This is a genomic window from Nocardioides conyzicola, from assembly GCF_039543825.1.
Classification (GTDB): Bacteria; Actinomycetota; Actinomycetes; order Propionibacteriales; family Nocardioidaceae; genus Nocardioides; species Nocardioides conyzicola.
The window spans coordinates 2482658-2508359 of sequence record NZ_BAABKM010000002.1; the positions used below are offsets into that span (position 1 = coordinate 2482658).

The following is a 25702-nucleotide window of genomic DNA, read 5'->3' on the forward strand; positions in this document are numbered from 1 at the left end:
CCACGGGCGAGTCGGCTGTCTTCTGACCGTCAGAACGACCATCTCGCCCGTGGGTATCGGTCCAGCCGTTCGCCCACGGTGAACAGGAGGCAGTCTCCGGAACACCGGGCACCTCCCGGAAGTTGAGTCGGTATCACTCAACTCCCAGAGAGGGAGGACATCGTGTCCACCAGTCTTCCGGTTCTGTTCGTGTCCGACCTCGTCGTGCTGCCCGGGATGGTCGTCCCGCTCGCGCTCGACGAGTCCTCCCAAGCCGCCATCGACGCCGCGCGCGCCGGCAGCGACAGCCAGGTGCTCGTCGCCCCGCGGCTCGAGGACCGCTACGCGTCGTACGGCGTGATCGCGACCATCGACCGCGTCGGTCGCTTCTCCGGCGGGTCGCCCGCCGCCGTCCTCAAGGCCGGCACCCGCGCCCGCATCGGCAGCGGCGTGACCGGTCCCGGAGCGGCCCTGTGGGTCGAGGTCGAGCCCGTCGAGGACGTGGTGACCGACCACGCCCGCGAGCTGGCCGAGGAGTACAAGCGCCTCGTCGTCGCCGTCCTGCAGCGCCGCGAGGCGTGGCAGGTCATCGACCAGGTCCACCAGATGACCGACCCGAGCTCGATCGCCGACGCCGCGGGCTACGCGCCGTACCTCTCCATCGACCGCAAGCGCGAGCTGCTCGAGAACCCCGACGTCGAGTCGCGGCTCGAGACCCTGATCGCGTGGACCCGCGAGCACCTCGCCGAGGCCGAGCTCACCGACAAGATCGGTGAGGACGTGCGCGACGGGATGGAGAAGACGCAGCGGGAGTACCTGCTGCGCCAGCAGCTCGCCGCGATCCGCAAGGAGCTCGGCGAGGGCGAGCCCGAGGGGGCGGACGACTACCGCGCCCGGGTCGAGTCCGCCGAGCTGCCCGAGGCCGTCCGCGAGGCCGCCCTCAAGGAGGTCGACAAGCTCGAGCGCGCCAGCGACCAGAGCCCCGAGACCGGCTGGATCCGGACCTGGCTCGACACCGTCCTCGAGCTGCCCTGGGATGTCACGACCGAGGACTCGACCGACCTCGTCGCCGCACGCGAGATCCTCGACGCCGACCACCACGGCCTCGACGAGGTCAAGGAGCGGATCGTCGAGTACCTCGCCGTCCGTGCCCGCCGCGCCGAGCGCGGCCTGCAGGTCGTCGGCGGACGCGGCTCCGGCGCGGTGATCCTGCTGGCCGGTCCTCCCGGCGTCGGCAAGACCTCGCTGGGCGAGTCCGTCGCCCGGGCCCTCGGCCGGAAGTTCGTCCGGGTCGCCCTCGGTGGCGTCCGCGACGAGGCCGAGATCCGCGGCCACCGGCGGACGTACGTCGGCGCGCTGCCCGGTCGGATCGTGCGGGCCGTCAAGGAGGCCGGGTCGATGAACCCGGTCGTGTTGCTCGACGAGGTCGACAAGGTCGGTGCGGACTACCGCGGCGACCCGGCCGCGGCGCTGCTGGAGGTGCTCGACCCGGCGCAGAACCACACGTTCCGCGACCACTACCTCGAGCTCGACCTGGACCTGTCCGACGTCGTCTTCATCGCCACCGCCAACGTGGTCGAGCAGATCCCGTCGGCCCTGCTGGACCGCATGGAGCTGGTCACCCTCGACGGCTACACCGAGGACGACAAGGTCGCGATCGCCCGGGACTTCCTGCTGCCCCGGCAGCTGGAGCGGGCGGCCATCACCGCCGACGAGGTGAGCGTCACCGACGCCGCGCTGCGCGAGATCGCGGCCAACTACACCCGCGAGGCCGGCGTACGCCAGATGGAGCGGTTCATCGCCAAGGCGCTGCGCAAGGCGGCGACGAAGCTGGCGACGGGGGAGACGCACGTCGACATCGACGAGCCGGACCTCAAGGGCCTGGTGGGACGGCCGCGCTTCACGCCGGAGGCGCACGAGCGCACGTCGGTCCCCGGTGTCGCGACCGGCCTGGCCGTGACCGGCCTGGGCGGTGACGTGCTCTTCATCGAGGCGTCCGCGTCGGAGGGCAAGGCGGGGCTGACCCTGACCGGTCAGCTCGGCGACGTGATGAAGGAGTCCGCGCAGATCGCGCTGTCCTTCGTCCGGGCGCACGCGGCCGAGCTCGGCGTCGAGGCGTCGTTCTTCGACAAGGCGATCCACGTCCACGTCCCCGCCGGTGCCACGCCGAAGGACGGTCCGTCGGCGGGCATCACGATGGTGACCGCGCTGACGTCGCTGGCGACCGGACGCCCGGTGCGCTCGGAGGTCGGCATGACCGGTGAGGTCACGCTCAACGGCCGGGTCCTGCCGATCGGCGGCCTGAAGCAGAAGCTGCTCGCGGCCCAGCGCAACGGTCTGACCGAGATCTTCGTGCCGCTGCGCAACGAGCCCGACCTGGACGACGTACCGGCCGACGTGCTGGAGGCGTTGACCGTGCACGTGGTCGGCGATGTCATGGACGTCGTACGCGGTGCGCTCGAGCCGGTGCAGGAGGCGGCCACCGCCGCCGCCTGAGACCGACCGACCAACGGACGCCGGTCGTCCAGCATGTGGATCTGATGTGCACATGCTGAGACGGCCGGCGTACTGTTCTTTCCAGCTCATCAAGAGGGACAGAGGGATACGGCCCTGTGAAGTCCCGGCAACCGCCGCGAGCCTCCGCCGCCCGAGACATCGGGATGCGGTTCGCGGAGACGGTGCCAATTCCGTCCGGCGCGACCGTCGCAGCCGGAGAAGATGAGAAGGAGGCCTTCATGAGCGCTGTAGTTGCAGAGAAGACGACCACCCTGCGCGAGGGCGCGTTCGGCAACGCGACCAACCTCGCCTGTCGCGAGTGCGGTCACCAGGTCGAGCTCGGCCCCTTCTACGCCTGTCCGGAGTGCTTCGGACCGCTCGAGGTCGCCTACGAGTTCGGTGAGGTCACCCGCGAGCAGATCGAGGCCGGCCCGGCCAACATCTGGCGCTACAAGGCGCTGCTCCCGGTCCCGACCGACATCGAGCAGAGCCCCAACACCGAGCCCGGCTACACCCGCCTGCTCCGTGCCCACAACCTCGGCGCCGAGCTGGGCATCGCCAACCTGTGGGTGAAGGACGACTCCACCAACCCCACCAACTCGTTCAAGGACCGGGTCGTGGCGTGCGCGCTCAGCGCCGCCCGCGAGCTGGGCGCCAAGGTCTTCGCCTGCCCGTCGACGGGCAACCTCGCGAACGCCGTCGCCGCCGCCGGCGCCCGCGCCGGGATCAAGACCGTCGTCTTCATCCCGAGCAACCTCGAGCACCCCAAGCAGGTCAACTCCGCCGTCTTCACCGAGTCCCTGGTGGCCGTGAACGGCAACTACGACGACGTCAACAAGCTCGCCTCCGAGATCGCCGGCGAGGAGGAGGGCTGGGCGTTCGTCAACGTCAACGTGCGCCCCTTCTACGCCGAGGGCTCGAAGACGCTGGGCTACGAGATCGCCGAGCAGCTCGGCTGGCGGCTGCCCGACCAGATCGTCATCCCGGTCGCGTCCGGCTCGCAGCTGACCAAGGTGCACAAGGCCTTCCAGGAGCTGATCAAGCTCGGCCTCGTCGAGGACAAGCCCTACCGCGTCTTCGGCGCCCAGGCCGCCGGCTGCTCCCCGGTCTCGGTCGCCTACAAGGCCGGCGTCGACGCGATCCGCCCGGTCAAGCCCGACACGATCGCCAAGAGCCTCGCCATCGGCAACCCCGCCGACGGCATCTACGTGCTCGACATCTGCCGCGAGACCGGTGGCGCGGTCGAGGACGTGACCGACGACGAGGTGCGCGACGGCATCGTGCTGCTGGCCCGCACCGAGGGCATCTTCACCGAGACCGCCGGCGGCACCACGGTCGCCGTGCTGAAGAAGCTCGTGGAGACCGGTCAGCTCGACACCGACCTCGAGACCGTCGTCATCAACACCGGCCACGGCCTCAAGACCCTCGACGCCGTCTCCGGCAAGGTCGGCCCCGCCGCGACCATCGAACCGACGTACGCCGCCTTCGCCGCCACCGGCCTGGCCTGAAGTAGGAGCCCTTCCGTGCCTGTCTCCGTCCGGATCCCGACCATCCTGCGCACCTACACCGGTGGCGAGTCCGAGGTCACCGCCTCCGGCGCCACCCTGGCCGAGGTGCTCGACGACCTCGACGGGAGCTACAACGGCATCAAGGGCCGGATCCTCGACGAGTCGGGTGCGCTGCGCCGCTTCGTCAACGTGTACGTCGGCAACGACGACGTGCGCTTCCTCGACAACCTGGACACCCCCACCCCGGACGGCACCCAGGTCTCGGTCATCCCGGCCGTCGCCGGCGGCTGATCCCTCCGCCGAGTCGGCGAACCGGCTGTAACGCCGGGTTACTGACTGTTCCCGCGGTGTTGCAACCTGGTGGGAACAGTCAGTAACCCGGCGTTACAGCAATCGCCGCCGCTCGATCAGGTGCGCGCGCTCGGCCAGGTTGCCGCACCGGCCGATGGCCTCGTCGTACGCCGTGCGCGCGTCGTCCAGCCGTCCGAGCCGGGCGAGCAGCTCGGCCCGGGTCGCCGGCAGCCGGTGACCCGGCAGCGTGAGGCCGGACAGCACGGCCAGCCCGGCGGCCGGCCCGGACGCCTCGGCCACGGCGACCGCCCGGTTGAGCCGCACGACCGGTGATCCGGTGAGGTCCTCGAGCTCCTCGTAGCGCAGCACGATCCGGTCCCAGGCGGTGTCGGCGGCCGTCGGCGCGATGGCGTGCTCGGCGGCGATCAGCGCCTGGAGGAGGTACGGCGAGGCCGGGGCGGCCACCCAGGGACGCAGCAGGTCGAGCGCCTCGGCGATCGCGGCGAGGTCCCAGCGCGACCGGTCCTGGTCAGGGAGCAGCACCAGCCGACCGTCGACGGCGCGGGCGTCGCGGCGGGAGTGCTGGAGCAGCATCAGGGCGAGCAGCGCGTCGACCTCGACGTCGGCGTACGGCAGCACCGAGCGCAGCACCCGCACCAGCCGGATCGCCTCGCCGGCCACCGACGCCCGCAGGACGTCCGGGCCCGACCCGGGCGCGTAGCCCGCGGTGAACGCCAGGTAGGCGACGTCGGCGACCACCGCCACCCGGGGCGCGAGATCGGCGGGCACCTCGAAGGACTCCGCGGCCAGCCGCTTGCGCGCCCGGGTCAGTCGCGCGGCCATGGTGGTCGTCGGCACCAGGAAGAGCCGGGCGACGTCCTCGGTCGACACGCCCAGCACGAGCCGCAGCGTCAGCGCCGCCGCCGACGGCGCGGGCAGCGACGGGTGCGCGCACAGCAGCACCAGCCGCAGCCGCTCGTCCTGCACGGGCTCCCCGACGTCGGCCATGAACGCCTGCGCCTCCTCCTGCACGGACGCCTCGACCGCGAGCAGCGGCAGCTTGCGCGCCGCCACCGCCTCGGCACGCAGCCGGTCGAGGACGCGGCGGCGAGCGGTGGTCAGCAGCCACGCAGGAGGGTTGTCGGGTACGTCGTCCCAGGTGCGCGCCGCCGCCTCGAACGCCTCGGCCAGCCCGTCCTCGGCCAGGTCGAGCCTCCGGAACTGCGCGACCAGCAGGGCCAGCAGCCGGCCCCACTCGTCGCGCAGCAGCGTCTCGAGCGGGGTCAGAGCTCGACCTCGAGGGTGGGGCGCACCTCGACGGAGTACTCCCGCGGCAGGAGGGCGGCCACCTCCACGGCGGTCGCGTGGTCGGGCACGTCGATCAGGTAGAAGCCGCCGAGCTGCTCGACGGTCTCCGCGAACGGCCCGTCGGTCACCGGTCGGTCCGCCCCCGGGCGGACGGTGCGGGCCGACTCCGGTCGGTCCAGCGCGTCGCCGGTGACGATCGCTCCGCGGGCTCGCACGGCGGCGTCGAACGCCTGGAAGTCGGCGATCACCCGGTCGCGCAGCTCCGCGTCGGCGGCCTCCCACTTGGCGAAGTGGTCGGCCTCGGCCATCAGGACGAGGAACCTCATGAGGTGGGTCCTTCCGCGTCGCCCATCGCCGCGCGCACCTCGACCGCGCCCTCGGCCCCGGCCAGGAAGCCGCACACCGCGAGCAGGTCGTCGAGGTCGTCGGTCTCGACCACGTAGAAGCCGGTGAGCTGCTCGACGGTCTCGGCGTACGGCCCGTCGGTGACCTCGCCGCCGGCCCGCACGACGCGGGACTCGCGGGAGTGCGTGAGCTCGGCGCCGCCGGTGATGGTGTGCCCGCGCTCGCCGAGCATCCGGGCGAACTCGCCGTGGTGGGCGTACGTCGCGGCGCGCTCCTCCTCCGTCGCGGATGCCCAGGTGTCCTCGTTGCCGGGGAGCAGGATGACGTAGGTGGTCATGGGTGGTTCCTCTCGTCGCGTTCCGAGTCTGGCACCGGGATGACGCGCGAGTCCGGGGCAAATCGACAGCAGGTGCTTGACACCCGTCCGCCCGAGCAGCACAGTGAGAAGTGGGAACGCTCCCACACGCCACGGAACGACGAGGGGTGGACCGCGCGATGGCCTCGGAACGACGTGGTGGGAGTGCCCGGCCCGAGCGGCGGTTCGCGGCCGGGCCCCGTCGTGCGGCGGGCCCGGGACTCCTCGACGTCTCGGGCCCGTCGTTCGCATCCCGCGGCCCGGGGTGGCTGGGCATACTGACGCCATGAGTCGACCGCCACGCACCCGCCCGACTCTCGAAGAGGTGGCGGCGAAGGCCGGCGTCGGACGCGGTACGGCGTCGCGGGTCATCAACGGGGGCGAGAAGGTCTCCGAGCGGGCCCGGCTCGCCGTCGAAGAGGCGATCGCCGAGCTCGGCTACGTCCCCAACGCCGCCGCACGTGCGCTCGTCACCCGGCGCACGGACGCCATCGCGCTGGTGATCGCGGAGTCCGAGGAGCGGGTCTTCGGGGAGCCGTTCTTCGCCGGGATCGTCCGCGGCATCGGCTCGGCACTGGCCGCCGCGGACCGCCAGCTCGTGCTCCTGCTCGCGCAGGCCTCGCAGCGGCGGGGCGCTCTCGACGACTACCTCACCCGGCAGCACGTCGACGGCGTGCTGCTGCTCTCGCTGCACGACGACGACCAGCTGCCGGAGCGCATCCGGGCGCACGGCGTACCCGTCGTCGTCGGCGGTCGCCGCGACGGCGTCACCAGCGACTTCGTCGACGTCGACAACCTCCAGGGGGCGCGGCTCGCGGTCGAGCACCTGGTCGGCCTCGGCCGGCGGCGCATCGCGACGATCGCGGGTCCCGCCGACATGGTCGCCGGCCACTCGCGCTTCGAGGGGTACGTCGCGGCGCTGACCTCCGCCGACCTGCCGCTGGACGACCGGCTCGTCGCCCGCGGCGACTTCACCCAGTTCAGCGGGGCGGAGGCGATGCGCGGCCTGCTCGCCGGCGGCGCGGAGATCGACGGTGTTTTCTGCGCCAACGACCTGATGGCGGTCGGCGCGCTCCAGTCGCTGCGCGAGGCGGGCCTCCGGGTGCCGGAGGACGTGGCGGTGGTCGGCTTCGACGACGCGCCGATCGGGCTCTCCACCGTGCCGCCGCTCACCACCGTGCACCAGTCGCCCGAGCGGATGGGCCGCGAGATGGTCGCGCTCCTGATGGCGGCGACCCGCTCGCCCGGCGTGCCGCAGCCCGGCCTGATGCTGCCGACGCACCTCGTCGTCCGCGGCAGCGCCTGACCCCCTAGGGTGCGGCGCATGACAGATCGCCCCGTCGTCCTGCTCGCGACCTGCGGCTGGTTCCCCGACGGCGAGCCCGGCCACGCCGCGCTCGACGCCGCCCTGGACGCCCGCGGCATCGACGCACGCTGGGCGCAGTGGGACGACGTCACGGTGGACTGGTCGGAGGCCGCCGTCATCGCGGTGCGGTCCACGTGGGACTACGACTCGCGGGTGGGGGAGTTCCTCGGCTGGGCGTCCGGCCTGGGCCCGGCGCTGCTCAACGGCTTCCGGACCTTCCGGTGGAACGTCGACAAGCGCTACCTCCTCGACCTGCTCGACGCCGGGCTGCCGGTCGTCCCGACCCGGGCCGCCGACACCGTCGCCGGCGTACGCCGGATCGCGGAGGCGCTCGAGATCGCGGTCGTCAAGCCGCGGGTCGGCGCCGGTGGGCGCGGCCTCGAGCTCGTCCGGGACCCGGCCGGCTGGGAGCCCGCGGACGGCCACGAGGGGCCCTGGGTGGTGCAGCCGCTCGTCGAGTCCATCCACCACGACGGCGAGACGTCCGTCTTCGTCATCGGCGGCCATGCGGTCAGCCAGGTCCACAAGCTGCCCAGCAGGACCGACGTCCGGGTGCACGAGCAGTTCGGCGGGACGTCGCGGCCGGTGCCGCTCGACCAGGAGTCGGCCGTGCTCGCGATGGAGGCGATCGCCACCGTGGCCGGCCTGCTCGGCGAGGAGATCGCCTACGGCCGCGTCGACCTGATGCGCTACCAGGGCCGGCTGGTCGTCAGCGAGGTCGAGCTCACCGAGCCCGGTCTCTACCTCGACGTGCTGCCCGACAACGCCGAGCCCTTCGCCGACGCCGTCGTCGAACGGATCCGCCGCCAGGCCTGACCCGCCAACCTTCTGGACCTGCGTTGCGTTAGGACTGGTGTGGTGAACCAGGACGAGGCCGAGTTCGGTCGCTGGGCGCAGCAGCGGCAGGTCGCGCTGCTGCGCACCGCCCTCCTGCTCACCGGCGACCGGCAGCGTGCCGAGGACCTGGTCCAGGAGGCGCTGACCCAGGTCGCGCTGCGCTGGCGCCGGCTCGCCGACGACTACCCCGAGGCCTACGCCCGCCAGGTGATCGTGCGTCGCAACATCTCGTGGTGGCGCAAGCACCGCCACGAGGTGGTGGTCGAGCTGTCCGACGGCGTCGCGACGTCCGGCGGGCCGGAGGGCGCGGTCGAGCGGCGGCTGATGCTCGGCCGGGCGCTGGCCGGACTGACGCCGCGGCAGCGGTCGCTGGTCGTGCTCCGCTACTACGAGGACCTCACCGTGCGGGACGCCGCCGACGCGCTCGGCGTCAGCGTCGGGACCGTCAAGAGCGAGACCCACCACGCCCTGCGCAGGCTGCGCGAGTCGGCGCCCGAGCTGGCGCAGCTGATCGGGGAGGACCGATGACCCACCAGGACCTGCGCGACCTCCTGCACGAGCAGGTCGCCGACCTCGAGACCACCGACCTCGCGGGGCGGGCGTGGAGCGACGCCGTACGCCGCCGGCGGCGCGGTCGGCTCGTCGCGGCGGGGGCCACCGCGCTCGTGACCGTGCTGGTCGTCGCGGGCGTCGCGGTCGTCCGGGACCGGGTCGACGACCCCCCGCGGCGTACCCCCGCACCGGTCGGACCACCTCCGTGGGTCACCCAGTCCCCGCCGGCGGCCCCGTCGGCCGCCGACACGTCGTACCAGGACCTGCCGGTCTGGTGGAGCCCCGACCTCGACGAGGAGCTGGCGCTGCCGTTCGTCGGTCGGCTCCCGTTCTTCCGTCACCTGGACCCGAGCCGGGTCGATGCCGACCTCGTCGAGGACCCCACCATCGACCGGGCGATCGCCGCCTTCGGACGCGACGACGTGGTGGTCCTCGTCGACCCGGAGGGCCAGACGCGGCGCGTGACGATCGACCTGCCGGCGCCCGCCGACGACGCCGACGGCAACCCGACCTCCCGCTTCGGGCCGTCGATGCTGTCCCCCGACGGTCGGCGCCTCGAGGTGCGGCAGGGCGACGACCGGGCCGTCCTGGACATCGGGACGGGCGCCTGGCGGGACCTGCGCGGCCCCGGCGACCCCCCACCGACCGGCCCGGCCGTGGTGGACCTGCAACCGGCCATGCTGAACCCGGCCGGCCGGATGAGCGTGAACGAGCGGGGAGCGTCGGCCCAGAGCTGGGGGATGGGCCCGGGCATCCCGGTGCGCGACCCGGCGGCGTACTTCAGCGGGCCCGCCTACCTCGTCGTGTCCGGCCGAGATGAGGGGCCCAGCCTGCTCGCGTTCATGACCGGCCTGGACGACGAGCGGTGGATGGATGCCCCGACCGTCGCCGGCTGGCTCGACGACGACACGGTCGTCTACGAGTCGATCGCGGAGGACCGGGACTTGCTGATCTCCTGGAAGGTGGGCACGCACACGTTCCGCCGGGTGGGCGCGATCTCCCCGGGCTGGACGTCGAGCTTCGCGCGGCTGGCCGACCAGCGCTGACCGGGACCCACTTCTTGCACTCGCCATGGTCGAGTGCTAAACATGACGCTGGCACTCTCGTCATGAGAGTGACAACTCCGGATCGGTGCCAGTTGAGGCCCTCCGCGCCGGCGAGAAGGGTTCGCCGGGTCAGCAGGGTCGTCCGTCGCGGGCAACCCATCGAGCCGGATCCCCGAACTCTAAGCGTGAGGAATCGCAGGAGTTATGCCCAAGCTGATTGCTTTCAACGAGGAGGCCCGGCGTGGTCTCGAGCGTGGCATGAACACGCTCGCCGACGCCGTCAAGGTCACCCTCGGTCCCAAGGGCCGCAACGTCGTGCTCGAGAAGAAGTGGGGCGCCCCGACGATCACCAACGATGGTGTGTCCATCGCCAAGGAGATCGAGCTCGAGGACCCGTACGAGAAGATCGGTGCCGAGCTCGTCAAGGAGGTCGCCAAGAAGACCGACGACGTCGCCGGCGACGGTACGACGACCGCCACGGTCCTCGCCCAGGCGATGGTCCGCGAGGGTCTGCGCAACGTGGCCGCGGGTGCGAACCCGATGGGCCTCAAACGCGGCATCGAGGCCGCTGTCGCCGCTGTGTCGGAGCAGCTCTCCAACATGGCGATCGACATCGAGACCAAGGAGCAGATCGCCGCTACCGCGTCGATCTCCGCCGCTGACACCACGGTCGGCGAGATCATCGCCGAGGCGATGGACAAGGTCGGCAAGGAAGGCGTCATCACCGTCGAGGAGTCGAACACGTTCGGCCTCGACCTCGAGCTCACCGAGGGCATGCGGTTCGACAAGGGCTACATCTCGGCCTACTTCGTCACCGACCCCGAGCGGATGGAGACGGTCCTCGAGGACCCCTACATCCTGATCGCCAACCAGAAGATCTCGAACGTCAAGGACCTGCTGCCTCTCCTCGAGAAGGTCATGCAGTCCGGCAAGCCGCTGCTGATCCTCGCCGAGGACACCGACGGTGAGGCGCTGTCGACCCTGGTCGTCAACAAGATCCGTGGCACCTTCAAGTCCGTCGCCGTCAAGGCCCCGGGCTTCGGTGACCGCCGCAAGGCCATGCTGCAGGACATCGCGATCCTGACCGGCGGCCAGGTCATCTCGGAGGAGGTCGGCCTGAAGCTCGAGTCGACCGGCATCGAGCTGCTCGGCCAGGCCCGCAAGGTCGTCATCACCAAGGACGAGACCACCATCGTCGAGGGCGCGGGCGACGCCGACCAGATCGCTGGTCGCGTCAACCAGATCCGTGCCGAGATCGAGAAGTCGGACTCCGACTACGACCGCGAGAAGCTGCAGGAGCGCCTGGCCAAGCTGGCCGGCGGTGTTGCGGTGATCAAGGTCGGCGCGGCCACCGAGGTCGAGCTCAAGGAGCGCAAGCACCGCATCGAGGACGCCGTTCGCAACGCGAAGGCGGCCGTCGAGGAGGGCATCGTCGCCGGTGGCGGCGTGGCGCTCGTGCAGGCTGCGGCCACCGCGTTCGACAAGCTCGAGCTCACGGGTGACGAGGCGACGGGTGCCAACATCGTGCGCTTCGCCTCCGACGCCCCACTCAAGCAGATCGCGATCAACGCCGGCCTCGAGGGCGGCGTCGTGGCGGAGAAGGTGCGCAACCTGACCCCCGGTCACGGCCTCAACGCGGCCACCGGCGAGTACGTCGACATGATCGCCTCCGGCATCATCGACCCCGCCAAGGTGACCCGCAGCGCGCTGCAGAACGCCGCCTCCATCGCGGCGCTCTTCCTCACCACCGAGGCTGTCGTCGCCGACAAGCCGGAGAAGGCCGCCCCCATGGGTGGCGACCCCTCCGGTGGCATGGGCGGCATGGACTTCTGAGTCCAGCCTCACCAGCTCCAACCGAACGGCCCCGGGCGTCAGCCCGGGGCCGTTCTGCGTTCCCGATGTGTTTGGCTGGGGCCGTGGACGAGAGCCGGCGGGACCGCTTCGAGGCGGTCGCACCCGGGCTGGTCGACCCGCTGCGACGGTTCCTCGCCCGGCGTACCGACGCCGCGACCGCGGACGACGTGCTCGCCGAGACCCTCCTCGTCTGCTGGCGGCGGGTCGCGGAGCTGCCGGACGACCCCCTGCCCTGGGCGTACGGCGTGGCGCGCAACTGCCTGCGCAACGCCGAGCGGTCCGCGCGACGGCAGGAGCGGGTCGCGGCCCGTCTCGCGGCGGAGCCGGCGGACCCGGGTCCGCCCGACGACCTCGCGCTCCACGAGGCGCTCGCGCAGCTGCGCCCCGACGACGCCGAGCTGCTCCGGCTGTGGGCCTGGGAGCAGCTGACGCCGGCCGAGATCGCGGTCGTCCTCGACATCACCGCCAACGCCGCGAGCATCCGGCTGCACCGGGCCCGCGAGAAGCTCAAGGACCGACTGCGAAAGACTGCGGACGCATCCGGACATGAAGGGTCGAGAGAGGGGAGGAAGCCATGAACGACGACGAGCTGCAGGCCCGCCTGCACGCGTCCGACCCGGCCGCCTCCCTCCCGCCGGCCGCCCCGCACGAGGTGGCCCGACTCCTGGAGGACGTCATGGCCACCGAGCTCACCACCGAGACCCGCGCGACCGGGACCCGCAGCCGCGGCCCGCTGACCTGGCTGGTCGCGGCTGCCGCCGTGCTCGTCATCGCCAGCGTCGGCATCGTCGGGGTCCGCGCCCTGACCGGCGACGACCCCACCCCCGCGGCGAACGGCGGCGACCCGGGCACGTCGAGCACCACCCGCCTCGACGTCCCCGCCGGCGCCGGCCTCGGCAAGTGCATGGTCCCCAACGCGGAGGTGCTGTCGACCGCCGACGTCGCGTTCGACGGCACCGTGACCGCGATCAGCGGTGACCAGGTGACCCTGGAGCCGGCGACCTGGTACGCCGGGGGGCCGACCGACGAGGTCGTCGTGACCGCGCCGAGCGAGCAGATGCAGCGGGTCGCGTCCGGGGTGACCTTCGAGAAGGGCGGGCGCTACCTCGTCTCGGCCACCTCGGGGCAGGTCAGCCTGTGCGGCTTCTCCGCGCCGTACAGCGACGAGCTCGCCGCGGTCTACGCCGAGGCGTTCCCGGGCTGATGCACGGACTCCTGCTCGCCGCCGGCGCCGGCTCCCGGATGGGGATGCCCAAGGCGCTGGTGCGCGCCGACGACGGCGAGCCTTGGCTGGTCCGCGGCGTCCGGACCCTGACGGACGGTGGGTGCACCCAGGTGACGGTCGTGCTGGGTGCCTCCGCCGACGAGGCGCTCCCGCTGCTCGAGGGCTCCGGCGCCACCGGCGTCGTCGTCGCCGACTGGGCCGAGGGCATGTCGGCCTCGCTGCGGGCGGGACTGGCCGGGCTCACCGTGAGCGACTCCGACGCCGTGGTGGTCACGCTCGTCGACCTCCCGGACGTCGGCGCCGACGTCGTACGCCGTCTCCTCGACCCGCCGCCGGATCGCGCCACCCTGCGCCGTGCCTCGTACGGCGGCCAGGTCGGCCACCCGGTCGTGCTCGGCCGCGACCACTGGGTCGGCGTCGCCGACGAGACCAGCGGCGACCGAGGTGCTCGCGGCTACCTCGCCACCCACGACGTCGAGGTCGTCGAGTGCGGCGACCTCGCGACCGGCCAGGACGTCGACAGCCGCTAGACCCGCCGGATCCGGACCGGTCCCCGCGCCGTCGCCAGGTCGACCACCTGGCCGCGCTGGGTGACCACGACCTCGCCGGCGTCGACCAGACGCTGGGCGGCGGCGCGCGCCGGGTCCATGAGCGGGCGCCAGTCGGCGCCACCGACGGACCTCGCGGCGTCGGACGGGCAGATGGTCGCTCCGGGCCGACGGTCCGCGAGCAGGTCCAGGATCGTCCGCTGCAGGCGGGAGTCCACGTCGCTCACGCCCCCAGTCTGGCTGCGTCCGCCAACCCGGGGCCAACGGGGCGCTGAGTAGCCTGGAGGCATGGAGCCGTCGAACCCCGCCGACATCGCCCCCGGCGATCTCGCCCAGCGTCTCGGCGCCACCGGCTACCTGTGCGACGACGCGCTCGCGACCGTCACCTACCTGGCCCTGAAGATGCAGCGTCCGCTGCTGCTCGAGGGCGAGCCCGGCACCGGCAAGACCGCCCTCGCCGAGGCGATCGCCGAGGCCCTCGGCCTGCCGCTGGTGCGGTTGCAGTGCTACGAGGGCATCGACGCCACGCAGGCGCTCTACGACTGGGACTTCCCGCGCCAGATCCTGCATCTGCGCGCGCTCGAGGCGGCCGGCGCCGCTGGCGGGCCGAGCGTCGAGGAGGCGGAGAAGAGCCTGTACGACGCCCGCTTCCTGCTCGCGCGCCCCGTGCTGCAGGCGCTCCAGCAGAGCCCCGCGGTGCTGCTGGTCGACGAGGTGGACCGGGCCGACGACGAGTTCGAGGCGTTCCTGCTCGAGGTGCTGTCGACCTACCAGGTCTCCATCCCCGAGCTCGGCACGGTGCGGGCGGCCACGCCGCCGATCGTCGTCCTCACCTCCAACCGCACCCGCGAGCTGCACGACGCCCTCAAGCGGCGCTGTCTCTACCACTGGATCGACCACCCCGGCCTCGAGCGCGAGGTCGAGATCGTGCGGTCGCGGGCTCCAGAGGTCTCGGAGGAGCTGCGCCTCCAGGTCGTGCGGATCGTGCAGACCCTGCGAGGCCGCGACGACCTGCAGAAGCCGCCCGGCGTGGCCGAGACGCTCGACTGGGCGCGCGCGCTGAACTACCTCGGCACCGCCGAGATCGACCTGGCCGCCGCGTCGGCCACGCTGGGCGCGCTGGTGAAGTACCGCGAGGACGCCGAGCGGGTGCGGCACGCCCTGGACCAGATGCTGCGGTCATGAGCGTCGTGGACCGGGGCGCGGACGAGGTGCTGCTGGGCTTCACCCGGGCGCTCCGGGCAGCCGGGGTGCCGGTGACCCACGACCGGGCGCACGGCTTCCTCGCGGCGACGGCGACCCTCGGGCTCGACAGCCAGCGCGCGACGTACCTCGCCGGCCGGGCGACCCTCTGCGGCGGTCCGGACGACCTCGAGCGCTACGACCAGGTGTTCACGGCGTACTTCGACGGCCGCGACGGCCTCCCTCGGCCGCGGCCGGCCCAGCAGGGCGTGCCCGGCTTCTCCGGCCTGCCGGACACCGAGGCCACCGGGGCCGGCGAGTCCGAGCAGGAGGACGAGGTCGTGCGAGCCAAGGCGAGCGACGCCGAGGTGCTCCGGCACCGTGACGTGGCCACCCTGTCGGCCGCCGAGAAGCATCGGCTAACCGCCATGTTCGCGACGCTGCGGCCGCGGCCGCCCGCCCGGCGCACGGCTCGGCACCAGCAGTGGCACCGCGGCCAACTCGACGCCTCCCGCACGCTGCGCGCGTCGTTGCGGCGGATGGGAGAGCCCGGCGAGATCGCCTGGCGGCGGCGCCGCGTCCGGCCGCGCCGGGTGGTGCTGCTGGTCGACGTGTCCGGGTCGATGAGCGGGTACGCCGACGCGCTGCTGCGGCTGGCCCACCGGTTCACCCAGGTCGGCCGGTCGGGGGGTGGCGTCGTCGAGACGTTCACCGTCGGCACCCGGCTCACCCACCTCACCCGTGCGATGCGGATCGGTGACCCCGAGCGGGCCCTGATCGCCGCGGGCGAGACCGTGCCGGACTGGTCGGGCGGCACCCGGCTGGGGGAGACCTTGCGGTTCTTCCTCGACCGCTGGGGCCAGCGCGGGATGGCGCGCGGCGCCGTCGTCGTGGTCTTCAGCGACGGCTGGGAGCGCGGCGACCCGAGCCTGCTCGGTGAGCAGATGGCCCGGTTGCACCGCGTCGCGCACCGGGTCGTGTGGGTCAACCCGCACCGGGGCAAGGCCGGCTACGAGCCGGTGCAGCAGGGCGTGCTCGCCGCGCTGCCCCACTGCGACGACTTCGTCGCCGGCCACTCGCTGGCGACCTTCGCCGAGCTGTCGGAGGTGATCTCGCGTGCGTGACGTCCTGCCCGAGCTGATGGCCTGGTGGCGCTCCGGCGCGACCGTCGGCGTCGGCACCGTCGTCGCCACCTTCCAGTCCGCACCGCGTCCGCCCGGCGCGTCGATGCTCGTCGGCCCCGACGGCACCGCCGTCGGGTCGGTGTCGGGCGGCTGCGTCGAGGGTGCGGTCTACGAGCTGGCCGAGTCCGTCGTGGGGTCGGGGGAGCCCGTCCTCGAGCGGTACGGCGTCTCCGACGACGACGCCTTCGCGGTCGGCCTGACCTGCGGCGGCATCCTCGACGTGTACGTCGAGAAGGTCAGCCGCGACACCTTCCCCGAGCTGGAGGAGATCGCGGCCGACATCGACGCCGGTCGCCCGGTCGCGCTCGCCACCGTCATCGAGCACCCCGACCCGGCCTGGCTGGGTCGACGGATCGTCGTACGCCCGGACACGCCTGCGGTCGCCACCCTCGGCTCGGCGCGCGCCGACGACGCCGTCCACGACGACGCCCTCGGGCTGCTCGCGCTCGGCAACAACGCCACGCTGACCTACGGCCCCGACGGCGAGCGCCGGGGCGAGGGGATGCGGGTGTTCGTGTGGGCGTTCGCGCCCAAGCCGCGGATGCTGGTCTTCGGCGCGATCGACTTCGCCGCGGCGGTCGCCAAGGTCGGCAGCTTCCTCGGCTACCACGTGACCGTGTGCGACGCCCGGCCCGTCTTCGCCACCAACAGCCGCTTCCCCGAGGCCGACGAGGTGGTCGTCGACTGGCCGCACCGCTACCTGCAGGCCGAGCAGGACGCCGGCCGGATCGACGCCCGGACCGTCATCACGGTGCTCACGCACGACCCGAAGTTCGACGTGCCTCTCCTCGAGGTCGCGCTGCGGCTGCCCGAGGTCGCGTACGTCGGGGCGATGGGCTCGCGCCGCACCCACGAGGACCGCCTCGACCGGCTCCGCGAGGCCGGCGTCGACGACAAGGAGATCGAGCTGCTCTCCAGCCCGATCGGCCTCGACCTCGGCGCCCGGACCCCCGAGGAGACCGCGATCAGCATCGCCGCCGAGATCGTCGCCGGCCGCTGGGGCGGCAGCGGCGCGCGCCTCGCCGCCCGCGACGGCCGGATCCACCGCGACCTGGCATGAGGGGTGTCTCGACGTTCCTGCTGCTCGTCCTGGCACTGACCGGCTGCACGTCGGCCGAGCCCACTGCCGACCCGGCGCCCGCGCCGTCGTCTCCGACCACTCCGTCAGCGCCCTCCTCGGGCCCCACCCAGCCCCCCACCCCCACCGAGCGGGGCGACACGCTGCCACCCGCCACCGACACCCCGTCGCTGGCCAACCTGATGCGGGAGGACTTCGACGGGCGGGGCCTGCGGGTGCTCCGGACCGAGACGACCACCGACGCCTACACCCGCCAGCAGGTGACCTACCGCAGCAACGGGACCCTCGTCTCCGGGGTGCTGCTGCGGCCGCACGGCCGCGGGCCGTTCCCGGCGGTCGTGCTCAACCACGGCTACATCGAGCCGACGTCGTACGTCACCGGCCAGGGCATGGCCCGCGAGCAGGACTGGCTGGCCCGGGCCGGCTTCGTGGTGCTGCACACGGACTACCGGGGTCACGCCGCCGGCGACCCGGCCGGGAACCTCGAGCGCGAGCTGCGGCTCGGCTACGCCCGCGACAGCATCAACGCCGTGCTGGCGCTCGAGAAGCTGCCGTACGTCGATGCCGACAAGACCGCCATGGTCGGCCGGTCGATGGGCGGCGGGGTCACCCTCAACGCCCTCGTCGCCGCGCCCGGCGTCGTCGACGCCGCGGTGGTCTACGCGAGCGTCAGCTCCAGCTTCCTAGACAACCTGCGCCACTTCACGCTGCCCAACCGTCCCGACGCGGTGCGAGCGCTCGAGGACCGGTTCGGGACGCCGCAGGAGACGCCGGCGTTCTACCGCGGGCTGTCGTCGCGCACCTACTTCGACCGCATCACCGAGCCGGTGCTGATCCACCACGGCACGGCCGACGGCACCTGTCCGCCCCGCTGGTCGCGCACCACCCAGGCGCTGCTGCGCAAGGCGGGCGTCGACAGCACGCTCGTCGAGTACGCCGGCGAGGACCACACGTTCTACGCCCGCTGGCAGGACTCGATGATCCGGACCGTGCGCTTCCTCAGGCGCCAGCTCGACGTGTGACCTGCGTCACCGGCTCGGTGCTACGTTGGCCGCGACCGAGCACCCGGGGGTGACATGGCACGCACTGAGCTGCAGGCGCGCAGGCTGGAAGCAGTCCGCGCATGGACCTCGTTCGTCGAGCGCGGCGACGAGGCCGTCGACCAGGTCCGCCCGGAGATCCTGACGAGCTGGACCCGCTCGGAGGCGGCCATCCACGGCCCCGACGTGACCGAGGCGCCGCTGGCCGACGAGGCCGAGACCGCGGCGTACTGGCAGGGCTCCGCCCTCCAGACCGCCGTCGAGCGGGTCGAGGCCGAGCTCCGGCGTACGGCGGAGGACGGCGACCTCGTCGTCGCGGTGACCGACGCGGAGACCCGGATCCTGTGGACGTACGGCGGCCGGGTGATGCGCCGCAAGGCCGAGTCCGTCAACTTCGTGGCCGGCGGCCGGTGGGACGACGAGTCGGTCGGCACCAACGCCCTCGACCTCGCCAACCGCAACGACCGTCCGGAGATGGTCTTCAGCGCCGAGCACTACGCATCGATCGTGCACAACTGGGTCTGCTGGGCCGCGCCCGTGCACGACCCGGTCAGCGGCGCGCAGCTCGGCGTCATCGACCTCTCGACGACCTGGAACCGCAGCCACCCGATCGGCCTCGCGACCGCCCGGGTGATGGCGCGGCTGATCGAGACGGCGATGCCGCTCACGCACAGCCCGGTGCGGCTCGACGAGTCCGGCGAGCCCGGACTGGTGATGCGGCTGCTGGGCACCGCCGAGACCTGGCTCGACGGCCAGCGGCTGCTGCTCAACCGGCGCCAGACCGAGATCCTCGCGCTGCTCGCCATGCACCCCGAGGGCCTCTCCCTCGAGCACCTGCACGCGCTCGTCTACGGCGACCAGGCGGTCACCACCTCCACGCTCAAGGCCGAGGTCTCGCACCTGCGCTCCGCCCTCGGCGGCCAGCTCGCGTCCCGTCCCTACCGGCTGACGATGCCGGTCTCGACCGACGTCGACCTCGTCCTCAGCCTGCTCCGCCGCGGCCGGGTCGCCGCCGCCGTCGACGCGTACGGCGGGGACCTGCTGCCCGGCACCAACTCGCCGGCCCTCAGCGAGCTGGCCGAGTACGTCGCGGTCGCGGTCCGCGAGGCGCTGCTCGCCGAGCCCGACCCGGATGCCGTGCTCAGCTACGGCGAGCGCGCGCCCTACGACACCGAGGTCGTCGAGGTCTGCCTGGCCCGGCTGCCCCACGGGCACCCCGCCGTACCCCTGCTGAAGGGGCGGCTCGCGGCCGCCTCGCGCTGACCGGTTCCGCCCCGCCCGCGGGGTCGTCCATGGAAGGCTCTCCCCAGGCGACAGGGGGAACGATGGACGACGCAGGACTCGAGCGGGTCCGCGCCCACCTGGGCACGGTGCTGGCGACCATGTCCGCGCGGATCGGGGCGCTCGCCGACGCCGGACCGGACTGGTGGCTCGGCCTGACGGGCGGCGTCTCGGCCGACCTGAACATGGCGTTCCTGGCGACCTCGGACCCCGACACGCTCGCGGGCACCGTCGCGATCGTGGAGGAGGCGGGCCTCGACGCGCTGGTCATGCTGGCCGGCCCGGGCCGCGAGCTCTCCCCACGGCTCACCGCCCCGTGGGTCGGCGTCGGCACCTCCCCGATCATGACCCGGGACCTCACGACCGGCGGCGCGGACGCGCTCGACCCGCGCGTCCGCCAGGCCGGCGCGGCGGACGCCGGCGTGCTCGCCGCCCTGATCGCCGAGGCGTTCGCGCTGCCGGTCGACGACGCGGCGCTGATGGCGGCGGCGGCCGTCACCGGAGGCGTGGTCCGGGCGTGGCTGCTGGAGGAGGGCGGCGAGGTCGTCTCCGCCGTCGTGACCGGCCACCTCGACGACGGCGTCTCGCTGTGGGCCATGTCGACCCCGTCGCGGTTGGCCCGTCGTGGCTTCGGCCGGACGCTGCTCGCGAGCGTCCTCGCCCACGCACGCGCCGACGGGGCGACGCTCGGGATGCTCGGCGCCACCCCGGCCGGTCTGCCGCTCTACGAGGCCACCGGCTGGCGCACCGTCGAGGAGTGGGAGGTCTTCACCAACGCGGAGTCCGCCCAGTTCTCGCACTGACGCCCGTCGGTCGGGGCCGCTAGCGTCGCTGCGATGGAGATCCGCTACACGCTCGCGGTCGTCACCGGTGCCGGCGGCGGGCTCGGTCGCGAGATCGCGGTCGCCCTGTCCCGCCTGGGCGCCGCCGTCGTGGTCGCCGACCGCGACGTGGCCGCGGCCCAGGAGACCGTCGACCTCGTGTGCGCGGCCAGGGTGCGCGGCTGGGCGGTGCAGGCGGACCTCGCCCAGGAGGACGACGTACGCCTCCTGGCGGCGCGGGTCCGCGACCTCGGCGGCGCGGACGTCCTGGTCAACAACGCCGGTGGGTGGACCGAGGGCGCGGAGCAGTACCCCGCCGCTCCCGACGAGGCCTGGTCGCGCACCCTCGACCTCAACCTGCGCTCGCCGATGCTGCTCACCCGGCTCTTCCTCGACGACCTCGACGCGCGCCGTGGCCGCCGGCAGGTGGGCGCAGTCGTCAACGTCGGATCCAGCGCCGGGGTCGGGCGCGACGGCTACGGTTCGCCCGAGTACGCCGCGGCGAAGGCCGGTCTCGTCCGCCTGACGACCGCCCTCGGCGACCCGGAGACCGCACGCCGGGCCCGGGTGATGGCCGTGGTCCCGGGCTGGATCGGCCTGCCCCGGGCGCACGAGCAGTGGGCGGCGCTGACCGAGGAGGAGCGCGCCGGCCTGTCGCTCGTCGAGCCCGCCGACGTCGTACGCGTCGTCATGGACCTGCTCCTCCGCGGGGCAGCGGGGGAGGTGGTGGAGATCCTGGACGGCACCCAACCAGTTCCCAACCGCACCTCCCTAGCGTGACCGGCACCACAGCAGGTCTGCCTCAAGGGAGAGTCCATGACCCGGATCAGCCTCACCGTCGACGGCGCGAAGGTGTCGGACGACGTCGAACCCCGCCTGCTGCTCGTGCAGTACCTGCGCGAGCGGCTCGGCAAGACCGGCACCGTCATCGGGTGCGACACCAGCAACTGCGGCGCGTGCACCGTGCACCTCGACGGCACCAGCGTGAAGTCGTGCAACGTGCTCGCCGTCCAGGCCGACGGGGCCGAGGTCACCACCATCGAGGGGCTCGCGCAGAACGGCGAGCTGCACCCGGTGCAGGAGGCCTTCCGCGAGTGCCACGGGCTCCAGTGCGGGTTCTGCACGCCGGGGATGATCATGCAGAGCGTCGACCTGCTCAACAACAACCCCAAGCCCACCGAGGAGGAGATCCGCCTCGGGCTCGAGGGGAACCTCTGTCGCTGCACGGGCTACCACAACATCGTGCGCGCCGTGCAGCACGCCTCGGGTCAGAGCGAGGAGGCCCACGCATGACGGTCACCGAGGAGCGCCCGTCCGACGCCATCGAGAAGGAGATCGGCCGCGACCGGCGCCGCAAGGAGGACCAGCGGCTGATCACCGGTCGCACCCGCTGGACCGACAACATCACGCTCCCGGGCATGCTGCACCTCGCGATGGTGCGCAGCCCGTTCGCGCACGCGACGATCACCAGCATCGACGTCTCGGCGGCCAAGACCTCCACCAACGTCGTCGACGTGCTCACCGGCAACGACTTCGGCGCGGAGCTCGGCGCGATCATCAACGCCTGGCCGATCACGCCCGACCAGGTCACGCCCGCGCACTCGCCGATGCCGGCCGACCGGGTCGCCTTCGCCGGTGAGATCGTCGCGGTCGTCATCGCACGTACGGCGGCCGAGGCCCGCGACGCCGCCGAGCTCGTCGAGGTGGAGTACGACGAGCTGCCGGCCGCCCTCGACCTCAAGAAGTCGGCCGCCGACGAGGTCCTGGCCCACCCCGACCTCGGCACCAACAAGTCCGCGCTCTGGGTCTTCGACTCGGGCGAGGCCGGCACCGGCGGCAACGTCGAGGACGCGATCGCCAAGGCCCGCACCGACGGCATCGTGATCGAGCGCGAGTACCGCCAGCAGCGACTGATCCCCGCCTTCATGGAGCCGCGCAGCGTCGTGGTCGACCCGACCGGCGAGCAGTACACGATGTGGTCGGCCACCCAGATCCCGCACATCGTGCGGTTCGCGCTGGCGGCCACGACCGGCGTGCCCGAGTCCAAGATCCGCGTCATCGCGCCCGACGTGGGTGGCGGCTTCGGCGGCAAGCTCCAGGTCACCCCGGAGGAGTGGATCGCCTGGGCCGTCGGCCGCCGTCTGGGCAAGCCGGTGAAGTACACCGAGACCCGCTCCGAGTCGCTGATGAGCGCCCACCACGGCCGCGACCAGTGGCAGAAGCTGACGCTGTCGGCCGAGAAGGACGGCACCGTCACCGGCCTCAAGGTCGAGCTGCTCGCCGACCTCGGTGCGTACGTCGCCATCGTCGGCGGCGGCGTCCCGGTGCTCGGCGCCTTCATGTTCAACGCGATCTACAAGTTCCCGGCCTACCACTTCGCCGTCCAGACGGTGCTGACCAACAAGGCCTGGACCGACGCCTACCGCGGCGCCGGGCGCCCGGAGGCGACGTACGCCATCGAGCGCCTGATGTCGGAGCTGGCCGCCGAGGTCGGCGTGGACCCGCTCGAGATCCGCGAGAAGAACTGGATCAAGCACGAGGAGTTCCCGTTCACCACGGTGGCCGGGCTGGAGTACGACTCCGGCAACTACGAGGCCGCCACCGCGAAGGCCAAGGAGATGTTCGGGTACGACGAGCTGCGCTCCGAGCAGATGGCGCGGCGGGCCTCCGGCGACACCGTGCAGCTCGGCATCGGCATCTCGACCTTCACCGAGATGTGCGGCCTGGCCCCGAGCCGGGTCCTCGGCCAGCTCGACTACGGCGCCGGCGGCTGGGAGCACGCGAGCGTGCGGATGCTGGCCACCGGCAAGGTCGAGGTGGTCACCGGGGCCTCGGCCCACGGCCAGGGGCACGAGACGGCGTTCAGCCAGATCGTGGCGGACCGGCTCGGCGTCGCGTTCGAGGACGTCGAGGTGCTGCACGGCGACACGCAGGTCGCCCACAAGGGCTTGGACACCTACGGGTCACGGTCGCTCGTCGTCGGCGGCGAGGCACTGGTCAAGGCGGCCGACAAGGTGATCGAGAAGGCCAAGCCGATCGCGGCCCACCTGCTCGAGGCCTCGGTCGACGACCTCGAGTTCTCCGGCGGCCGGTTCACGGTCCGCGGCACCGACCAGGGCATGGCGATCGGCGAGATCTCGACCGCCGTCTTCGCCGCGCACAACCTGCCAGACGGCGTGGAGCCGAGCATCGACGCGGAGGCGACGTACGACCCCGTCAACTTCAACTATCCCCACGGCACCCACCTCTGCGCGATGGAGGTGGACACCGAGACCGGGGCGGTGAAGATGCGCAAGTACGTCTGCGTCGACGACATCGGCAACATCGTCAACCCGCTGATCGTCGCGGGCCAGGTGCACGGCGGGCTGGTGCAGGGCATCGCCCAGGCCCTGTGGGAGGAGGCGGTGTACGACGACTCCGGCACGCTCGTGTCCGGGTCGTTCGTCGACTACCTGCTGCCGACCGCGGCCGACACGATCAGCTTCGACATCGAGCACACCACGACGCCGTCGCTGACCAACACCCTGGGCACGAAGGGTGTCGGTGAGGCCGGCACCATCGCCTCGACCCCTGCCGTGGTCAACGCGGTCGTCGACGCCGTACGCCACCTCGGCGTGACCGACATCCAGATGCCGTGCACGCCCGAGCGGGTGTGGAAGGCGATCAACGGACCCGGCTCCGGCGGCGCGACGGAGGGTGCGGCGATGCCGCACTTCGAGAGCGGTGGCGCCGCGGGCAACCAGGAGCAACCCGGCACGGCGAGCACCGAAGGAGCCGGATCGTGATCCCCGCAGCGTTCGACTACGTCGCCCCGACCACGGTCGAGGACGCCCTGGCGGCCCTGGCGCAGTACGGCGACGAGGCGAAGATCATCGCCGGCGGGCAGAGCCTGCTGCCGGTGCTCCGGATGCGCCTCAACGCGCCGGAGTGGATCATCGACCTCGGCAAGATCGAGTCGCTGCGCGGCATCCGCGACGACGGCGACGCGATCGTGATCGGCGCGATGACGCCGCACGTGGTCGTCGGCTCCGACCCGCTGGTCGCCGAGCACGCCTCCCTGATCTCGAAGGCGGTGGAGCACCTCGCCGACGCGCAGGTGCGCCACCGCGGCACCTTCGGCGGCGCGCTCGCGCACGCTGACCCCGCCGGCGATCTCGGGGCGCCGGCGTTGGCGCTCGGCGCGGAGTTCGTGATCCAGGGCGCCGGTGGCTCGCGGACCGTCGCGGCCGACGACTTCTTCGTCGACCTCTTCGAGACCGCCATCGGCGAGGACGAGATCCTCACCGAGGTGCGGATCCCGAAGCGGACCGGCTGGGGCTCGACGTACGAGAAGTTCGTGCGGGTCGCCCACCAGTGGCCGATCGTGGCGGTCGCCGCGACCGTCCGGGTCGACGGCGGCACGATCGCCGAGGCGCGGATCGGCCTGACCAACATGGGCAACACGCCCCTGCGGGCCCGGGCCGTCGAGGACGCGCTCGTGGGGCAGCCGGCGACGGACGACGCCGTACGCGCGGCCGCTGCGCTGGCCGCCGACGGCACCAACCCGCCCTCGGACCTCAACGGCGACGCCGACTACCGCCGCCACCTGGCGACGGTGCTGACGCGGCGAGCCGTCCTCACTGCGGCCGGGGCCTGATGGAGCTCACGCATCGCTTCACCGTCCCCACCTCGGTCGACGAGACCTGGGCGCACTTCCAGGACATCGCGTCCGTGGCGGAGTGCTTCCCGGGCGCCACGGTGACCGAGGCCGACGCCGACTCCTTCGCGGGGTCGGTGAAGGTCAAGCTCGGCCCGATCGCCCTGGTCTACAACGGCTCCGGCACCTTCGTGGAGAAGGACGAGGCGGCGCACCGCTTCCTCGTCGACGCGAAGGGGCGCGACAAGCGCGGCAACGGCACGGCGGGCGCGAAGGTCACCCTGACGATGACCGACGCCGCGGCCGGGGGGACCGATGTCGAGGTCATCACCGACCTCGCGATCACGGGCAAGCCGGCCCAGTTCGGTCGCGGGGTCATGCAGGACGTCTCGGACAAGCTGCTCGGGCAGTTCGTGGAGTGCCTGGAGCAACGGCTGAGTGCGGAGTCCACGGGGGCCTCGCAAGCACCCTCTCCCGAGTCCGAGCAGGCGGCCGAGCCGGAACCCGAGACCGTCTCGGCCGCCGTCCCTCCCGCACCGACCGCGGGGACAGCCACGGACGAGGTGGTTGCCGAACCGCCCGCGCCACAGCCATCTCGTCCGGAGCTACCCCGGATGCCCCCGCACTCCGTGCCGAAGCAGGACGACGCGCTCAACCTCGGCTCGGCCGTGCTGCCCGTGCTCGCGAAGACCTACTGGAAGCCGGCCGTCGGCGTGGCCGTGGTGGCGGGCCTGGTCATCTGGTGGGTCGTCAGCCGCTGACTCGATCGG

General features: G+C 72.7%; 26 protein-coding genes and 1 riboswitch. Of the genes, 22 read left to right on the forward strand and 4 right to left on the reverse strand.

Annotation, left to right across the window (positions count from 1 at the left end; all coding sequences use genetic code 11):
• The first annotated feature begins 162 nt into the window (after positions 1 to 162).
• The 3 genes from lon (at position 163) to ABEA34_RS15120 (ending at position 4274) form a co-directional block, all read left to right on the forward strand.
• Positions 163 to 2475, forward strand: coding sequence for an endopeptidase La (gene lon, locus ABEA34_RS15110; protein WP_345522180.1), 2313 nt, complete (start codon positions 163 to 165; stop codon positions 2473 to 2475).
• 83 nt (positions 2476 to 2558) lie between these two features.
• Positions 2559 to 2704: riboswitch (SAM riboswitch) on the forward strand.
• A 10-nt stretch (positions 2705 to 2714) separates the two neighbouring features.
• Positions 2715 to 3983: a threonine synthase gene (gene thrC, locus ABEA34_RS15115; protein ID WP_345522181.1), complete on the forward strand. Its 1269-nt coding sequence runs from the start codon at positions 2715 to 2717 to the stop codon at positions 3981 to 3983.
• A gap of 15 nt (positions 3984 to 3998) precedes the next feature.
• Positions 3999 to 4274: a MoaD/ThiS family protein gene (locus ABEA34_RS15120; protein ID WP_345522182.1), complete on the forward strand. Its 276-nt coding sequence runs from the start codon at positions 3999 to 4001 to the stop codon at positions 4272 to 4274.
• 93 nt (positions 4275 to 4367) lie between these two features.
• Here the strand turns inward: ABEA34_RS15120 and ABEA34_RS15125 are convergent, their stop codons facing one another.
• The 3 genes from ABEA34_RS15125 to ABEA34_RS15135 are packed head-to-tail and all read right to left on the reverse strand — an operon-like array spanning position 4368 to position 6264.
• Positions 4368 to 5561 (reverse strand): RNA polymerase sigma factor, encoded by a 1194-nt coding sequence (locus ABEA34_RS15125; protein WP_345522799.1) that lies wholly within the window; start codon positions 5559 to 5561, stop codon positions 4368 to 4370.
• Positions 5558 to 5908 (reverse strand): YciI family protein, encoded by a 351-nt coding sequence (locus ABEA34_RS15130; protein WP_345522183.1) that lies wholly within the window; start codon positions 5906 to 5908, stop codon positions 5558 to 5560. Before ABEA34_RS15130 ends, ABEA34_RS15125 begins: the two co-directional genes overlap by 4 nt.
• Positions 5905 to 6264 (reverse strand): YciI family protein, encoded by a 360-nt coding sequence (locus ABEA34_RS15135; protein ID WP_345522184.1) that lies wholly within the window; start codon positions 6262 to 6264, stop codon positions 5905 to 5907. The genes ABEA34_RS15130 and ABEA34_RS15135 overlap by 4 nt, the downstream gene beginning before the upstream one ends.
• A 304-nt stretch (positions 6265 to 6568) precedes the next feature.
• Between ABEA34_RS15135 and ABEA34_RS15140 the strand changes: the two genes are divergently transcribed.
• The 8 genes from ABEA34_RS15140 to ABEA34_RS15175 all read left to right on the forward strand — a co-directional run bounded on the left by ABEA34_RS15140 (position 6569) and on the right by ABEA34_RS15175 (position 13692).
• The gene (locus tag ABEA34_RS15140) at positions 6569 to 7588 is read left to right on the forward strand and encodes a LacI family DNA-binding transcriptional regulator (protein ID WP_345522185.1); all 1020 of its coding nucleotides are present in this window, start codon (positions 6569 to 6571) and stop codon (positions 7586 to 7588) included.
• Positions 7589 to 7606: 18 nt separating this feature from the next.
• Entirely contained in the window at positions 7607 to 8464 is an 858-nt protein-coding gene (locus ABEA34_RS15145; protein ID WP_345522186.1) for an ATP-grasp domain-containing protein, read from the forward strand.
• Positions 8465 to 8506: 42 nt separating this feature from the next.
• Positions 8507 to 9013 carry a SigE family RNA polymerase sigma factor gene (locus ABEA34_RS15150; RefSeq protein WP_345522187.1) on the forward strand — a complete coding sequence of 169 codons (507 nt, stop codon included), beginning with the start codon at positions 8507 to 8509 and terminating at the stop codon, positions 9011 to 9013.
• The gene (locus tag ABEA34_RS15155) at positions 9010 to 10083 is read left to right on the forward strand and encodes a hypothetical protein (RefSeq protein WP_345522188.1); all 1074 of its coding nucleotides are present in this window, start codon (positions 9010 to 9012) and stop codon (positions 10081 to 10083) included. Before ABEA34_RS15150 ends, ABEA34_RS15155 begins: the two co-directional genes overlap by 4 nt.
• Positions 10084 to 10287: 204 nt before the next feature.
• Positions 10288 to 11916, forward strand: coding sequence for a chaperonin GroEL (gene groL / locus ABEA34_RS15160; protein WP_345522189.1), 1629 nt, complete (start codon positions 10288 to 10290; stop codon positions 11914 to 11916).
• A gap of 83 nt (positions 11917 to 11999) precedes the next feature.
• Positions 12000 to 12515 (forward strand): RNA polymerase sigma factor, encoded by a 516-nt coding sequence (locus tag ABEA34_RS15165; protein ID WP_345522190.1) that lies wholly within the window; start codon positions 12000 to 12002, stop codon positions 12513 to 12515.
• Positions 12512 to 13141, forward strand: coding sequence for a hypothetical protein (locus ABEA34_RS15170; RefSeq protein ID WP_345522191.1), 630 nt, complete (start codon positions 12512 to 12514; stop codon positions 13139 to 13141). Before ABEA34_RS15165 ends, ABEA34_RS15170 begins: the two co-directional genes overlap by 4 nt.
• Positions 13141 to 13692 (forward strand): nucleotidyltransferase family protein, encoded by a 552-nt coding sequence (locus tag ABEA34_RS15175; protein WP_345522192.1) that lies wholly within the window; start codon positions 13141 to 13143, stop codon positions 13690 to 13692. The genes ABEA34_RS15170 and ABEA34_RS15175 overlap by 1 nt, the downstream gene beginning before the upstream one ends.
• On the opposite strand, the gene ABEA34_RS15180 is transcribed toward ABEA34_RS15175, so the two are convergent.
• Positions 13689 to 13937 (reverse strand): DUF3253 domain-containing protein, encoded by a 249-nt coding sequence (locus ABEA34_RS15180; RefSeq protein ID WP_345522193.1) that lies wholly within the window; start codon positions 13935 to 13937, stop codon positions 13689 to 13691. The genes ABEA34_RS15175 and ABEA34_RS15180 overlap by 4 nt on opposite strands.
• 61 nt (positions 13938 to 13998) lie before the next feature.
• Between ABEA34_RS15180 and ABEA34_RS15185 the strand changes: the two genes are divergently transcribed.
• The 11 genes from ABEA34_RS15185 (at position 13999) to ABEA34_RS15235 (ending at position 25693) form a co-directional block, all read left to right on the forward strand.
• Positions 13999 to 14895, forward strand: coding sequence for an AAA family ATPase (locus tag ABEA34_RS15185; protein WP_345522195.1), 897 nt, complete (start codon positions 13999 to 14001; stop codon positions 14893 to 14895).
• Positions 14892 to 16016: a vWA domain-containing protein gene (locus ABEA34_RS15190; protein WP_345522196.1), complete on the forward strand. Its 1125-nt coding sequence runs from the start codon at positions 14892 to 14894 to the stop codon at positions 16014 to 16016. Before ABEA34_RS15185 ends, ABEA34_RS15190 begins: the two co-directional genes overlap by 4 nt.
• Positions 16009 to 17136: an XdhC family protein gene (locus tag ABEA34_RS15195; protein ID WP_345522197.1), complete on the forward strand. Its 1128-nt coding sequence runs from the start codon at positions 16009 to 16011 to the stop codon at positions 17134 to 17136. Before ABEA34_RS15190 ends, ABEA34_RS15195 begins: the two co-directional genes overlap by 8 nt.
• Complete coding sequence (locus ABEA34_RS15200) at positions 17133 to 18176, forward strand: alpha/beta hydrolase family protein (protein WP_345522198.1); 1044 nt, start codon at positions 17133 to 17135, stop codon at positions 18174 to 18176. The genes ABEA34_RS15195 and ABEA34_RS15200 overlap by 4 nt, the downstream gene beginning before the upstream one ends.
• Before the next feature lie 54 nt (positions 18177 to 18230).
• Positions 18231 to 19457: a sigma-54-dependent transcriptional regulator family protein gene (locus ABEA34_RS15205; protein ID WP_345522199.1), complete on the forward strand. Its 1227-nt coding sequence runs from the start codon at positions 18231 to 18233 to the stop codon at positions 19455 to 19457.
• 62 nt (positions 19458 to 19519) lie between these two features.
• Positions 19520 to 20278 (forward strand): GNAT family N-acetyltransferase, encoded by a 759-nt coding sequence (locus tag ABEA34_RS15210; RefSeq protein ID WP_345522200.1) that lies wholly within the window; start codon positions 19520 to 19522, stop codon positions 20276 to 20278.
• Between the two features lie 33 nt (positions 20279 to 20311).
• Entirely contained in the window at positions 20312 to 21076 is a 765-nt protein-coding gene (locus ABEA34_RS15215; RefSeq protein ID WP_345522201.1) for an SDR family NAD(P)-dependent oxidoreductase, read from the forward strand.
• A gap of 36 nt (positions 21077 to 21112) precedes the next feature.
• Positions 21113 to 21589, forward strand: a complete 477-nt coding sequence (locus ABEA34_RS15220) for a (2Fe-2S)-binding protein (RefSeq protein WP_345522202.1) — start codon at positions 21113 to 21115, stop codon at positions 21587 to 21589.
• Positions 21586 to 24081 carry a xanthine dehydrogenase family protein molybdopterin-binding subunit gene (locus ABEA34_RS15225; RefSeq protein ID WP_345522203.1) on the forward strand — a complete coding sequence of 832 codons (2496 nt, stop codon included), beginning with the start codon at positions 21586 to 21588 and terminating at the stop codon, positions 24079 to 24081. The genes ABEA34_RS15220 and ABEA34_RS15225 overlap by 4 nt, the downstream gene beginning before the upstream one ends.
• Positions 24078 to 24932: an FAD binding domain-containing protein gene (locus ABEA34_RS15230; RefSeq protein ID WP_345522204.1), complete on the forward strand. Its 855-nt coding sequence runs from the start codon at positions 24078 to 24080 to the stop codon at positions 24930 to 24932. The genes ABEA34_RS15225 and ABEA34_RS15230 overlap by 4 nt, the downstream gene beginning before the upstream one ends.
• Positions 24932 to 25693, forward strand: a complete 762-nt coding sequence (locus ABEA34_RS15235; RefSeq protein ID WP_345522205.1) for an SRPBCC family protein — start codon at positions 24932 to 24934, stop codon at positions 25691 to 25693. The genes ABEA34_RS15230 and ABEA34_RS15235 overlap by 1 nt, the downstream gene beginning before the upstream one ends.
• The last annotated feature ends 9 nt before the right edge of the window (positions 25694 to 25702 follow it).